We start from the raw sequence: 14152 nt of genomic DNA, 5'->3' as shown, positions 1-14152 counted from the left end.
GGATCAGTGCATCTGAGCGTCCAGACGAAAAGAGGCGACCACAAAGTGGCTGTTGCCAATGGATTGCAAAATCCGCTTTGCGATCAATTCCGAATTTTCCCGCACAGCAGACATTGTACCGTTGATGTTAATCAAAAAAGGGGGCCCTAGGGCCCCCTTTGTGTGTTTGTCGATGTGTACGTTCGTCAGTTCGGGATCAGGTCCGGGATGATGGTCACGATGCTGGGGAACGTCCACAACAGTGCGAGACCCGCCACTTGGATCAGCACAAACGGCAGGATCCCGCGGTAGATATGCCCTGTCGTAACCTCCTTTGGTGCCACACCGCGTAGGTAGAACAGCGCGAACCCAAAGGGTGGCGTTAGGAACGAGGTCTGCAGGTTCACCGCCACCATGATCGTGACCCATTTCGGATCAAACGACCCGCCATAGATCACCGGGCCCACAATCGGGATCACGATGTAGATGATCTCGAGGAAGTCGAGCACAAATCCCAGGATGAAGAGCACCAGCATCACGATCAGGAAAACCGTGAACTCGTTGTCGAAACTCTTCAGGAATTGCTGGATGTAATGCTCGCCACCGAACGAGATGACCACCAGGTTGAGCAGCTGCGAGCCGATCAGAATGGTGAAGACCATTGACGTCACCTTGGCCGTTTCGCGCACGACCGGGGTCAGGACCCCGCCACCGTACAGAACCCAGCAGCCAAAGATCAGACCAAACAGCGCATAGAGGTACGCCGCATAGGCCACGAAGAAGGCAATCCAGCTTTCGACGCTTACGCCATCCTGGTTGATCCGCAGGTCAAAGTTGATGCCCACAAGGATACAGATCAGGATCGCGAAGGTGGACATGATGATCACCTTGCCGGAACGTCCGTCGTCCTGCAGCTTGCGATAGGCCGCCAGCATGATGGCCCCACCTGCCCCAAGCGCCGCAGCCGGTGTCGGGTTGGTGATGCCGCCCAGGATCGAACCCAGAACCGCGATGATCAGAACCAGCGGTGGGAAGACCACCCGGATCAGCTCATTCTTGGTGGCCCGCAGAGCGGCCTCTTTACAGCCATAGAGCGTGATGACCGCCGGAATGGCCAGCATCACCGCCATCACGCCCGAGGACGTGGTGGGCTTCACAAAGAGGATGTCCACCAACACCATCAGCAAAAGGCCAATGGACCCCACGATCAGCGGTTTGGTGTCCTTGGACGGCGCGATGCCACGGCCCAGGATCAGGGTCAGACCCAAAAGCACGGCCAGAACCGCCAGCCCCGAACCGATCGGCGCGGCTGCGTCGATCTTGGCCTGGAGCGCCTCGGCGATCTGTTCGTCGCTCAGGCGTTCACTTTGCGTGACGCCACCTGCATCGTTGATCGCCTGTTGCTCGGTCAGGGCGGCATCCCACGCCTCTTGCCCGTGCAGTTCGATCATCGACGACTGACATTCAGGACCCACGTTGGTGCGCAGGCTGGCGCCTTCGCCGATGTCCGAGAAGGCCGAGACAGTGATGTCCTGCGATCCGATCAGGCCAACGCTGCCCAGCAGGAACGCGCCACCAACCAGGCCGATGGGCGCCGCGAGGAACCACAGCAGACCCTCGTTGCGGGTGATCGGCTCGCTGTTCGAGCTGCCCATGGCAACGGCCGGCGCCTTGTCCGGGTTCAGCATCGCATAGCCGAATGCATAAAGCGCATAGAGCAGTGCCAGCATGATCCCCGGCAGCAATGCCGCCTGGAACAGGGTCCCCACGGACACAACCGCAGGCTTGCCAAGATAGGTCAACGCATCGGTACAACCCGCTGCAACCGCACGACTTTCCTGCGCCGCCGAATAGAGGTCACCGGCCAGGGTCCCCAGCAGAACGATCACGATCGAGGGCGGAATGATCTGCCCCAACGTGCCTGATGCCGCGATGACACCCGTTGCCAGTTCGGGCGAATACCCGTTCCGCAACATGGTCGGCAACGCCAGCAGACCCATCGTGACAACAGTTGCGCCCACGATACCGGTCGAAGCGGCCAGAAAGGCCCCCACGACAACAATCGACACCGCCAGACCGCCGGGCAGCGGGCCAAAGACGCGCGCCATGGTGGTCAGCAGATCGTCCGCGATCTTGGACCGTTCCAGCGTGATGCCCATCAGGACGAACATCAGAACCGCCAACAGGGTTTCAATCGACTGACCCGCCAGAACCCGTTCGTTGATGCGGTTCACGATGAACGAGACGTTGCGATCCATCGCAACTTCCCACCCCTTGGGGAAGACCGCCTCGGCCACCCTGGGTAACTCCGGATACCTGAAGACCGAGATCGAGTCCGGCTTGACGCCGGAATTGACCAGATCACGATAGACCGTCGACGAGGTGTCGATAGCCTGGTGGATCAGCAGCCCCGCGCTGTCGAGCGCGGCGATGATACCGAAGGAGATGATCCCGGCGCCACCGATGGCAAAGGCCACCGGAAAGCCGGACAGAATGCCCCCGAAGAGACAAAAGAAAACAATAATGAGGCCGACTTCGACGCCATCAAGACCGAATAGCATAGCTCAGGTTCCTATTCTCAATGAGCGCCTTCATAGGCTTCTTCACCCTCTCCAAGGCTGTCCTTGTCGAGGTATTTGTTTTCACTGCCTTCACCTTCGATGAACTCAAGATACGAGCGGCAGAAGAAGGCAATCGCGTGCAGAAAGACCAATCCGGCAAAAGCCACCAGCAAAATCTTGAAGATGAAGTAGGCAGTGAAGCCGTTGGGCGAAAAGCCGATGGTCTCCACGTTCCACCGCATCGCCCGCGATTTCAGCAGCAGACGGTCCAGCGTGTCACTGGCCGACGGCTTCGGCACGATCAGGTGACGCCACATGAAGTACCAGCCATACATCCAGATCAACACGGCGGTGGGGATCATGAAGAAGATCGAACCAAACATGTCGATGACCTTCTTTGTGCGGAAGCGCACTGCCGAATAGATCAGGTCAACGCGAACGTGACCGCCCTGAACAAAGGTGTAAGTCACACAAAGAGCGACCACCAAAGCGTTGTAAAGCTTCAGTTCTTCGGCATACCAACTGATGTCGAACTGAAGCGGAACACCAAAGCCGAACACAATATCGGGACGGGTGAAAATCCGCTGCATGAAGACGATGATGATCTGTTGCAGAACCATCAGCAGACCGGCCCAGGCAAAGAAGCGGCCAACCGTGTTGGCGAACCCTTCGAGGACGCGCACGCAACCCCACATGAATTGGTTGCGGATCATGCCGATGATGGTGATCACCAGGACAATGACAAAGACGGCAAAGAAGAACTCCACCGATCCCCCGTAATAAACGAAGCGCATGACCGCTTCCTTGTTGGACCAGTCCAGCCACAGCGACGGGTTCGCAATGGCGTATCCAATGTTCAAAAATGCTTCGGCCAGGTTTTGCAGCGTCCACAGCAACCCATTCCATAGGGCGCCGAACGCCGAGCCGATGCTCGCAGTACTCTCTTCCTGCATGGTGTCCCCCAGTATATTCCCCGTGACCCATCTTCGGGGTCTGCTCAGGCAGTGCCGGGTGCACTGCAAAAGAGGCCCCGATGCGGGGCCTCTTTCGTGTCACATGATGGCTTAGCCGCCCAGAACGCGAATACGCTGCTGAACGTAGTAACCGTCCGACTTGTTGATCCAGGACGCCGAGTTCGCCAGCGACTCTTCGAACGAACCACGGATCTTTGCAAAGATCTCGTCGCCCATGTTCTCGTCCATAACCTCTGCCGACGCTTTGCCGAACGCATCCCAGACATCGTCCGAGAATTGCAGGGTCTTGACGCCTTGCGCCTGCAGACGGGCCAGTGCGGCACCGTTGTTGGCCAGGGTTTCCGACAACTGGTAGTGGGTCACGGCCATCGACGCGTTGCGCAGGATTGCCTGGTGCTGCGGTGTCAGGTCGTTCCAAACGTCCAGGTTGACCGAAGCGGCCAGAGCCGAGCCCGGCTCGTGGAAGCCCGCAGTGTAGTAGACTTTGGCAACTTCCTGGAAGCCGGCGCGTTCGTCAGCCATCGGGCCAACCCACTCCAGACCGTCCAGAGCACCCGACGACAGCGCCTGATACAGTTCGCCACCGGGGATGTTCTGCACGGATGCGCCCAGTTTACCCAGAACCTTGCCACCCAGACCCGGCATACGGAACTTCAGACCGTTGAAGTCAGCGGCCGAGTTGATTTCCTTGCGGAACCAGCCACCGGACTGCGAGCCCGAGTTACCGGCCAGCAGGCCTTTCAGGTTGAAGATCTCACCCAGTTCATCGTGCAGCTCTTCGCCGCCGCCATGGTAGTACCAGTTGGTGACTTCCTGCGCGGTGCCGCCGAACGGAACAGCGGTGAAATAGGCATAACCCGGGTGCTGACCGATGAAATAGTAGTCGGCCGAGTGGTACATGTCCGCCTGGCCCGACGACACGGCGTCGAACACTTCCAGCGCGCCCACCAGTTCGCCCGGTGCTTTCTTGTCGATGGTCAGCTGACCGTCGGACATGGCACCAACCATTTCGACCATATAGCTGGCCGCATCATCCAGAACCGCAAAGCCGCGCGGCCAGGACTGAACCATGGTCAGGGTCCGCTTTCCTTGGGCATAGGCCGGTGCTGCCAGCGTTGTGGCGGCTGCGGCGCTACCGCCAAGTGCGGATGTTTTCAAAAAAGAACGGCGATCCATCAGAGACATTCCTCCCAAAATTGTTCAGTGCCCGAGCCCCCTCTCAAAGGCGCGGACGGATCGTTTTCAGTGTGGCCAAGCCTAGCGACCCTCACTTTGATGTGAATACCTAGTACTGCGTAGAAAGCCGGATTTTTTGCCTTTGACGCAGGAAAAGTTACTGAAATCACGCCCATTTGCACCGCTCGTTACATGTATTTTTCCTGCCTCTTTGCTTTTTGGCGCAACTTCTCGTATCGATTCGCCATGCGGTTCCTGACCAACATCCTGCGCCCCAACTATGCGCAAAAGCTTTCGCTGCTGGCGACGCTGCCGTTGGTCTGCGCCGTAGCGGCCATTGCCGCACTGGTTGCCTATCAAAGCCGCGCCCTGGCCGAACGCGAGATCGACGCGCTGGAACAACAGCTGCTCGAGGCCAAGAAGGCCGAGCTGCGCAACTATGTGACCCAGGCCCGCAACGGGTTCTATTACATCTACGGCTCGGCTCAGCCCGACGACCAGGAGGCCAAGGATCAGGTCACACAGATCCTGTCGGCGATGATCTATGGCACCGACGGGTTCTTCTTTGTCTACGAATACGACGGCACCAATATCGTCAGCCCCCGTCAGACCGAGATGATCAATGAGAACTGGGCCGGTTTGACAGACAGTGCCGGCACGCCGGTCGTGGACGAATTGATCCGATTGGCGCGCCAAGGCGCAGGCTGGCACACCTTTATGTGGCCCAAGCCATCCACCGGAGAAGAGGCGCAGATGGTCGCCTATGTCACCGGTTTTCAAAGCTGGAGATGGGCGGTTGGAACCGGCGTGTTCATTGATGACGTTCTGGCATCAGTCGCCGCCGCCCGGGCCGAGGTCGAAGCGCGCGTGCAGCGCACATTCGTCTATATCGGCGCGATCACACTTGGCGCCCTGCTCACCGTGTTCCTGTCCGGCATGATGCTCAACATCCGCGAACGCCGCCTGGCCGACGCCAAGCTCAAGGAACTAACCCAGCGGGTGTTTGACGCCCAGGAAGAGGAACGCAGCCGCGTGGCGCGCGAGCTGCACGACGGTATCAGCCAGATCCTTGTAGGCGTGCGCTATGCGCTCGACAACACTCGCCGCCGCCTGGCGCGAGGGGACCACGATGGCGCCCAGGATCCGCTGGACAAGGGCCTCGACAACCTGGGCACCGCCATCACCGAGGTGCGTCGCATCAGCCGAGACCTGCGTCCCGGCGTGCTGGACGATCTGGGGCTTGGCCCGGCGCTCAAGGCGCTGACGGATGATTTCAGCGAACGCACGGGGATCGAGACCGAGTTCACCACCGTCGTCTTCCGCAACCGCCTGGACCAGGACGCCAAGATCGCACTCTATCGCATTGCACAAGAGGCGCTGACCAATATCGAGCGCCATTCGGGCGCCACCCATGTCACAATGGACCTGCGCGGCCACAAAAAGGGGGCGACCATGCGGATCACAGACAACGGGCGCGGCATCCGCTCGGGGCCCGATCATGTGAGCTCCGGTCTGGGCCTGCGCAACATGCAGGAACGGATCGAGCAACTTGACGGCACCCTGCGCATTCTGTCATCACGCGGCGCGCAAAGCGGAACCGTGATTGAGGTGCATCTGCCCCTCTCGCACCTGTTGCCGCCACAGGACGACACCGCACCAAAGGAGATGACGTCATGACCCATGAACCGGTCCGCGTGCTGATCGTCGACGATCACCCCATGGTCGCCGAAGGGATCCAATCGATCCTGGAAAGCTATGACGACATCGAAGTTGTCGGCACTTTGGGAAATGGCCAAGAGGCCGTTGACCAAACCGGCACCCTCAAACCGGACGTGATCCTGATGGATCTGAACATGCCGGGTCTGGGTGGGCTGTCCGCGACCGAAATTCTGCTGGAACGCGCCCCCGACACCCGCATCCTGATCCTGTCGATGCATGACAGCCCCGAATACATCTCGACCGCGCTCAGCCATGGCGCCATGGGCTATGTCCTGAAAGACGTGCCCACGGATGAGATCAAACAGGCCATTGACACGGTGATGGATGGCCAGCGCTATCTCTGCACTGGCGCCAAGGGCTCGTTGGAGCCCAAGGACGGCACCACGCGCGAGGCATTGACCGGACGCGAACAAACCATCCTGCTGCAGCTGGCACAGGGCAAGTCCAACAAAGAGGTGGCCATCGCGCTGGATATCTCTGTCCGCACAGTCGAAACGCACCGCAAGAACATCAAGCGCAAGCTGGGCATCTCGTCGACCGCCGGACTGACCCGCTATGCGATGGAACACGGCATGCTGCAGGGCACCGGCGCGCCGCTTTAGGCTCGGCCCCCCACAGCACAAGGGGCAAAGCCCCGCAGGGCTGCCCGGCCCAACCGGTTGAGGGCATCTTTGATGCGCGTGAACCGGGCGGGAGCACCCCCGAGTTAGTCCAACAATTGATCCGATCGACGTCCTTCGCGGTCGTAATGGTGCTGCAAGACACGACCATAAAGCTGCTTTGTCCGCTCTACCCCTCCGCACATCCCCTCGGTTTCGACAAATGAGAAGATGCCCACATAGCGGGTCCGCTCCCCTTTGACCGCGGCCACACGGTGCAAGGAATAGCGCCCCTTGAAGATCTGCAGGTCACCGGGCTGCAACTCCAACTGCCGGACATTGCGCATGTCCCCATCCAGCACCCGCGCGACACCTTCGAAATTCTCGTCTTCGCTGGTCCGCAACCCCGGCACATATTCGAACTGGCCACCGGTTTCGCCATTCTGAATCGCAAGCGTCACCGTGAAATTGTTGGTGTCGAAATGCCAGGGAAACCCCTGCCCCTCTTCCACCACGTTGATGATCACATCCGCCAACGGGTCGTCATAACGAAAGAACCGATCCTCGGGCTCGTTCAAGGCGGCGCGAATGAACGGCATGAAGCCCGGGTATTCATAGATCCGCCGCAGCGGACCTTTTGCCGGGAAGTTGTCTGCCGGAACAAAGGCGTTTGAGCGTTCAAAGAACTGCCGGATCGGGTGCGTGCGCCGCAGCTTGGGATCATCCTGGCTGAAGTAGGCATTGGTGCGCCCGAACGAACGATGCGCATTTGGCGCCACCTTGTCCGCCTCTTTCACCAGTGCCGCGATCCCCTCGTCATGCACAAACCCCGGCAGTACGGCGCAGCCGTCGGTGTCCAATTCACGGCGCAGATCCAGGATCATCCGCTCATACGCGGGGCTGTCGGGCCGGTCGATGGGATAGCGCCCCAGATCCACAAGATCGTGCAGTTCCATCGCTCACCTCCTGAAAACCTGTCTACGCACTCAGCCTGCCACCCTAAAATTCGCCGATCTGGCACATTTTGGACAAGGCGATGACGGTTTCAGACCTCGGAAATTGCCTCCAACTGACCGCAACAAGGGATCACTTCGCGGATATTTCGTCGCACCCCGCCGTTCACGCAAGAAAATGTCGCAAAATCACCCCCTCAGGTTACAAATTCACCCACATTGCCTGTTGACGCCCCCGCGCGCCGCTCATAATGTCCCCTCCAAGCAAAAAAGGAGCCGCTGGCTATGACCAAGCTAGTCGTAATCGTAGGAACAACGCGCATGGGCCGGTGACGGTAGACCACAATCAGACCCATGCGCCTCCGAAAGTTCGGGGGCTTTTTTTATGCAAACAGGACGCATGTCGCCAATGGAGCAAAGCAGATGACACGTGAAATGACCGGCGCAAAAATGGTGGTTCAAGCCCTCAAGGATCAGGGCGTCGACACCGTCTTTGGATACCCAGGCGGCGCCGTTCTGCCGATTTATGATGAGATTTTCCTGCAAAACGACATCCGCCACATCCTGGTCCGCCACGAACAGGGCGCGGTGCATGCCGCCGAAGGATATGCGCGATCGACCGGCAAACCCGGCGTTGCGCTGGTGACATCCGGTCCAGGGGCCACCAACGCGGTGACCGGCCTGACTGACGCGCTTCTGGATTCGATCCCGATCATCGTTCTCACCGGCCAGGTCCCGACGTTCATGATCGGCTCGGATGCGTTCCAGGAAGCCGACACCGTGGGCATCACGCGACCTTGCACCAAGCACAACTGGCTGGTGAAGGAGACCGACACGCTGGCGGCCACCATTCACGAGGCGTTCCACGTCGCAACCGCTGGCCGCCCCGGCCCGGTTCTGATCGATATTCCTAAGGACGTGCAGTTCGCCAACGGTGAATACCAACCGCCCAAACCTTCGGCCTCGCATTATCAGCCTGTCGTCAAGGGCGACATGGAAGAGATCACCGAACTGGTCGCCGCGATTGAGACAGCCAAGAAGCCGGTTTTCTACACCGGTGGTGGCGTGATCAACTCTGGCCCCGCAGCCAGCCAATTGCTGCGCGAGTTGGTGGACGCGACCGGGTTCCCGATCACTTCGACCCTGATGGGCCTTGGCGCCTATCCGGCGTCTGGCGACAACTGGATCGGGATGCTGGGCATGCACGGCCTGTATGAGGCCAACATGGCGATGCATGACTGCGACCTGATGATCAACATCGGCGCCCGCTTTGACGACCGGATCACCGGCCGCATCGACGCCTTTAGCCCGAACTCGAAGAAGGCGCATATCGACATCGACCCCAGCTCGATCAACAAGGTGATCCGCGTCGATATCCCGATTGTGGGCGACGTGGCACATGTGCTCGAAGATATCCTGAAGGTCTGGAAATCGCGCGGCCGCAAGACGGATTCCGCTAACGTGGCCCAATGGCAGGCACAGATCAGCGACTGGCGCAAGGTCAACTGTCTGGCCTTCACGCAAGAAGGCAAGACCATCAAGCCGCAGCATGCGCTGGTTCGCCTTGAAGAACTGACCAAAAACCACGACCGCTATATCACCACCGAGGTGGGACAGCACCAGATGTGGGCCGCGCAATACCTGGGGTTTGAGGATCCCAACCGCTGGATGACCTCGGGTGGTCTGGGCACCATGGGCTATGGCTTCCCCGCCTCGATCGGTGTGCAGATGGCGCATCCCGATGCGCTTGTGATCAACGTGGCCGGTGAGGCCTCGTGGCTGATGAACATGCAAGAGATGGGCACCGCCGCTCAGTACCGCCTGCCGGTGAAACAGTTCATCCTGAACAACGAGCGTTTGGGCATGGTGCGCCAGTGGCAGGAACTGCTGCATGGTGAGCGGTATTCGCACAGCTGGTCCGAAGCGTTGCCTGATTTCGTCAAGCTCGCCGAGGCCTTTGGCGCCAAGGGCATCCTGTGTTCCGACCCCGCCGATCTGGATGACGCGATCATGGAGATGATCAACTATGACGGACCGGTTATCTTTGACTGTCTGGTTGAAAAGCACGAGAACTGCTTCCCAATGATCCCGTCGGGCAAGGCGCACAACGAAATGCTGCTTGGCGAGGCCGAGACGCAGGGCGTGATCGATTCAAAGGGTTCGGTGCTGGTTTGATCAGCTTGAGTCTCGAAATAGGTGTTCGAGGGCGTCAAGAAAGACTGAAGCCGCCTTCGGACCTTTTACATAGAGATGAGGGTTAGACGCAGGGTGATTACGCCAGTGGAAACCGAGGGGAATGCTCCAGGGGCGCTTCTGCAGTTCCTTGTTCCTTATGAGGGATTTAACCCTAAGGAACCAATGGTTGTCCCTCTTGTTGTAACCTCCCACCTTTTCGTCTTTGTAAAGGACCAAGGCCTGTTGCTTGAGTGGCTGCACACCAAAAGTTTGGCTCTCGATCAAGTGATGTATCAATTCCTTGGACGCCGTGTCTCTAACTTCGTCAAGGTAGGCCTCAATACTAACCTTGCCCAAATTCAACATTTCATCTCTCCGTAAACCACGCACAACGCCCAAAGATACGGATTGGGAATATCGAAAGGACAAACAAATGTCTGCCCTACACATCAAAAAAGGCGCAACGCGCCATTCCGCCTATAACCTGCGTCCGAACTTTTCGGATGTTCAGGAACGCCACACCATCGCCGTGCTGGTGGAAAACGAACCCGGTGTTCTGGCCCGTGTCATTGGCCTCTTCTCAGGCCGTGGTTACAACATCGAAAGCCTTACCGTGGCCGAGGTGGATCACACCGGCCACCTGAGCCGGATTACCATTGTGACCACAGGCACGCCTCAGGTGATCGAGCAGATCAAGGCGCAGCTCGGGCGCATTGTATCAGTGCATGATGTTCATGACCTGACCGTCGAAGGCCCCTCAGTCGAGCGTGAACTGGCGATGTTGAAAGTCGTGGGCGATGGTGAAAAGCGCGTCGAAGCGTTGCGGCTAGCAGATATTTTCCGCGCCAACGTGGTCGACAGCACGCTGAATTCGTTTGTCTTTGAAATCACAGGCGCACCAGACAAGATTGACGCATTCGCCGATCTGATGCGCCCCCTGGGTCTGGCCGAGATTGCCCGGACCGGTGTCGCCGCATTGCTGCGCGGCGACTGACACTGACAAGGATCAAGGCCTGTTGCTTAGGCGCGACAGGCCTTGTTCAAGACAACTTCGGGTACAACTGCCCGATTCGTTGCCGCAAACGGAATTATCTGAGCCGTATGTGCCTGAGGATGCATATCCGCATTTTCCGCATCGGCCTCTCTTGTGCTTGCTTCGGTGCCCGCTGCCATCAGCATATCCGGCAGCGATCGGCATGCGCCCCCTTGGATCAACCTTGGATTGCAAGCAAACCGTTGCTGTCGTTGCATCTCTAGGTCAAATTGGACCCAATCGCCTGCTTCCAGCGTCAAATTTTGTGTGACGTCAGTGTGACGATAGAATGCCAGGTCACCTTGATCTTCGCACCAGATGACAGCTTTGCGGTCCGTCGGATCGCTCCAGAGAACTACACCAAACATATTCCGTTCCATTCTATAGTTTTCCTTAAGATTGGGACAAAATCGGTGCCACAAACATGCTTATTTACGCGTCTTGCTATTGCTTTTTGTGTCTACGTCGATAGCTTTGTGACGCAATTAGGCGTCCCACATGACGCTTAAAGGCGTCAATGGTGCGATATTTGGTTTAAAAGCGGTCTCCACTCGTCCGCTTTTGCGTTTTTTGATGTAGAATGAAACTTAGTGCTGGGGCACAAATGACCAAGTCAACACGCACGCCGGCGGAGTTGCGCAATATGTTTGGGGAAAACTTGCGCCTCCTTGCCCGGCAATACCCTTCAATTTCCGAGTTATCTCGGAGGTTGGGCATCAACAGGACACAGTTCAACCGCTACTTGTCCGGGGAAAGCTTTCCAAGACCAGATGTACTGGAGCGCATCTGCGTCTTCTTTGACGTTGATGCGCGCATCCTTCTTGATCCCGTCGCGGACATCCCGTCCCAGGGGCATATCCTGAATGGCCCGGTCTTGGGCGAGTTCTTTGGTGCGGGTGTCAACAACCTGCCGGAAGAGGCCTTTCCAAGTGGGTTCTATCGGTTCTCACGACGTAGCTTTGTCAACGATGCCCGCTTCATCGTTGGCTTGGTCTACGTCTATAGGTTCGAAAACCAGACATATGTCAGAGGCTATGAAGCCAAGGAGGCAATGGCCCAACAAGGTTTGCCGACAGACAATCGAACACGCGAGTTTCGCGGCTTTGTTACGCGGCAAGAGGATGGGGTCGCCCTTGTCATCTCTCGCCGCAAGGCCATGACATGCTCGTTCAACTATCTGTCTCGCGTGGCCTCGTTCGAGAACAACTTCTGGGTCGGCTATGTGACCCGCACGGTTCGCGAAAGCGTCACCGGCACACGTGCCGCGCGGATGGTGTACGAGCATCTTGGCACCGAGCGCCAGAGTGTTTTCCAGGCCGCACGCACATCCGGGTTCGTGTCCGAAGAGGACCTGATGCCGTTCCATCGGCGTCTGCTACAACCACAAGATCCGTTCAGATAGGGCACCACTCACTCATGGCTTGCAGGAATCGACACCTATGTCGTTTCCTGCAATTCGGCGTCGCTGATTGAACGGCTGACGTTGCCGGTTCGTGGTTTCTGGTTTTCAAGAGTATGGAGCCAGACATGACAACAGCCACAACCACCCTCTCGGACGTGATCCAGCCGATTGAACGTGCCAACGGCCTGCCGAACGCCCATTACACCGACCCTACTGTCTTTGCCGAAGAAAGCCAGGCGCTGTTGGCCGAAGGCTGGGCCGGCCTTGCGGTCACGGCTGACGTACCCGAAGCTGGGGATGCAGTCCCCCTGACGTTTCTGGGCATGCCCCTGCTTCTGCTGCGGGACCGCGAAGGCGTCGTGCGCGTGTTCCAAAACATCTGCCGCCACCGTGGCATGATTCTGGTCGAAGAGCCGCGCAAGATTGAAGGCGCCATTCGCTGCCCCTATCACAGCTGGTGCTATTCGACTCAAGGGCGCCTGGTGTCGACCCCGCATGTCGGCGGGCCGGGTCAAAACACCCATGAGGGCATCGACCGCGACACCCTGGGCCTGATCGAAGTGCGCAGCCACATCTGGATGGGCGTGGTCTGGATCAACATCTCGGGCGCTGCGCCAGAGTTCGAAGAGGTGCATGCCGACCTGCTGCAACGCTGGTCCGAGTTCGACAAACCGATCTATCACGGTGGTGACGACAGCAAGTTTCAGCTGCAGGTGAACTGCAACTGGAAACTGGCGGTCGAGAACTACTGTGAAAGTTATCACCTGCCCTGGGTGCACCCGGGATTGAACAGCTACTCCCGGCTTGAAGATCACTATCACATCGAACACCCCGGCGCCTATTCCGGCCAAGGGACACTGGTCTATCGTCAGCTGGCTGGCGACAACGGCGAGGTCTTTGCCGATTTCGAGGGCTTGAGCGACAAATGGGACACGGCGGCCGAGTACATCGCGGTCTACCCCAATGTCCTGCTGGGTGTGCACCGCGATCACAGCTTTGCCATCGTTCTGGTGCCCGAGGCGCAGAACAAGACCGTTGAGAACGTGCATCTGTACTATACGACCCAGGATACGGATCCCGAATTGCGCCGCAGGAACACGGATCAGTGGAAGGTGGTGTTTGAAGAGGACATCTTTGTCGTGGAAGGCATGCAAAAGGGGCGCGCGGCACCTGGCTTTGACGGTGGCCGTTTCTCGCCTGCGATGGACGGTCCGACCCATGTGTTCCACGATTGGGTCGCAAACAAGCTGCAGACCTATCGGGGTTTGAAAGCTGCGGAATGAGCGACCTGAACGACCGACTTCTGGCCGCACATGCAACAAATGACAGGGCGGCGTTGGTCGCCCTTTACGCCGAGGCGGCTGACCAGGCAGACGACACCGACAGCGCGTGTTTCTATCTGACGCACGCGATGGTCTTTGCCTTGGAACTGGGCTTGCCCGCAGCCGATGACCTGCGCCGCCGTCTGGCCGCGCACGGACGCGAGGTCGGCACCCCTCTCTGAGGTGCACGGCAAGGCGGGGCCGCTCCCGCCCGTCGTCGATGCCCCTTGCGGGTCATCTCCTCCCGTTGGGCCGGGCT

12 protein-coding genes are annotated in these 14152 nt (G+C 58.6%); 7 read left to right on the top strand and 5 right to left on the bottom strand.

Annotated features, from left to right (window positions below):
- Positions 1-185: 185 nt before the first annotated feature.
- The 3 genes from TRL7639_RS08685 to TRL7639_RS08675 form a co-directional block, all read right to left on the bottom strand.
- Entirely contained in the window at positions 186-2540 is a 2355-nt protein-coding gene (locus tag TRL7639_RS08685; RefSeq protein ID WP_085795310.1) for a TRAP transporter large permease, read from the bottom strand.
- A 17-nt stretch (positions 2541-2557) separates the two neighbouring features.
- On the bottom strand, positions 2558-3493 hold the full coding sequence (locus TRL7639_RS08680) for a TRAP transporter small permease subunit (protein ID WP_085795309.1): 936 nt from the start codon (positions 3491-3493) through the stop codon (positions 2558-2560).
- 111 nt (positions 3494-3604) lie between these two features.
- On the bottom strand, positions 3605-4690 hold the full coding sequence (locus TRL7639_RS08675; RefSeq protein WP_085796332.1) for a TRAP transporter substrate-binding protein: 1086 nt from the start codon (positions 4688-4690) through the stop codon (positions 3605-3607).
- Between the two features lie 246 nt (positions 4691-4936).
- Between TRL7639_RS08675 and TRL7639_RS08670 the strand changes: the two genes are divergently transcribed.
- Both TRL7639_RS08670 and TRL7639_RS08665 read left to right on the top strand, forming a co-directional pair.
- Positions 4937-6367: a cache domain-containing protein gene (locus tag TRL7639_RS08670; RefSeq protein WP_085796331.1), complete on the top strand. Its 1431-nt coding sequence runs from the start codon at positions 4937-4939 to the stop codon at positions 6365-6367.
- The gene (locus tag TRL7639_RS08665) at positions 6364-7011 is read left to right on the top strand and encodes a response regulator transcription factor (protein WP_085795308.1); all 648 of its coding nucleotides are present in this window, start codon (positions 6364-6366) and stop codon (positions 7009-7011) included. Before TRL7639_RS08670 ends, TRL7639_RS08665 begins: the two co-directional genes overlap by 4 nt.
- A 104-nt stretch (positions 7012-7115) precedes the next feature.
- Here the strand turns inward: TRL7639_RS08665 and TRL7639_RS08660 are convergent, their stop codons facing one another.
- Positions 7116-7964, bottom strand: coding sequence for a HalD/BesD family halogenase (locus TRL7639_RS08660; protein WP_085795307.1), 849 nt, complete (start codon positions 7962-7964; stop codon positions 7116-7118).
- 420 nt (positions 7965-8384) lie between these two features.
- Here TRL7639_RS08660 and TRL7639_RS08655 point away from each other — a divergent pair, with 420 nt between their 5' ends.
- Positions 8385-10136, top strand: a complete 1752-nt coding sequence (locus TRL7639_RS08655) for an acetolactate synthase 3 large subunit (protein ID WP_085796330.1) — start codon at positions 8385-8387, stop codon at positions 10134-10136.
- Positions 10137-10569: 433 nt separating this feature from the next.
- Entirely contained in the window at positions 10570-11130 is a 561-nt protein-coding gene (ilvN, locus tag TRL7639_RS08645) for an acetolactate synthase small subunit (protein ID WP_085795305.1), read from the top strand.
- A gap of 26 nt (positions 11131-11156) precedes the next feature.
- On the opposite strand, the gene TRL7639_RS08640 is transcribed toward ilvN, so the two are convergent.
- Positions 11157-11549 carry a hypothetical protein gene (locus TRL7639_RS08640; RefSeq protein ID WP_110647116.1) on the bottom strand — a complete coding sequence of 131 codons (393 nt, stop codon included), beginning with the start codon at positions 11547-11549 and terminating at the stop codon, positions 11157-11159.
- A 224-nt stretch (positions 11550-11773) separates the two neighbouring features.
- On the opposite strand from TRL7639_RS08640, the gene TRL7639_RS08635 reads away from it, so the two are divergent.
- The 3 genes from TRL7639_RS08635 to TRL7639_RS08625 all read left to right on the top strand — a co-directional run bounded on the left by TRL7639_RS08635 (position 11774) and on the right by TRL7639_RS08625 (position 14075).
- The gene (locus tag TRL7639_RS08635; RefSeq protein WP_085795304.1) at positions 11774-12571 is read left to right on the top strand and encodes a helix-turn-helix domain-containing protein; all 798 of its coding nucleotides are present in this window, start codon (positions 11774-11776) and stop codon (positions 12569-12571) included.
- Between the two features lie 125 nt (positions 12572-12696).
- Positions 12697-13854, top strand: a complete 1158-nt coding sequence (locus tag TRL7639_RS08630; protein WP_085796328.1) for an aromatic ring-hydroxylating oxygenase subunit alpha — start codon at positions 12697-12699, stop codon at positions 13852-13854.
- Positions 13851-14075 carry a hypothetical protein gene (locus TRL7639_RS08625; protein WP_085795303.1) on the top strand — a complete coding sequence of 75 codons (225 nt, stop codon included), beginning with the start codon at positions 13851-13853 and terminating at the stop codon, positions 14073-14075. Before TRL7639_RS08630 ends, TRL7639_RS08625 begins: the two co-directional genes overlap by 4 nt.
- Positions 14076-14152 lie beyond the last annotated feature (77 nt).

Origin of the sequence: Falsiruegeria litorea R37 (genome assembly GCF_900172225.1) — a bacterium.
In the GTDB taxonomy this organism is placed as follows: domain Bacteria; phylum Pseudomonadota; class Alphaproteobacteria; order Rhodobacterales; family Rhodobacteraceae; genus Falsiruegeria; species Falsiruegeria litorea.
Note: the sequence above shows the minus strand (reverse complement) of the source record. Positions and strands in the feature narration are given on the sequence as shown.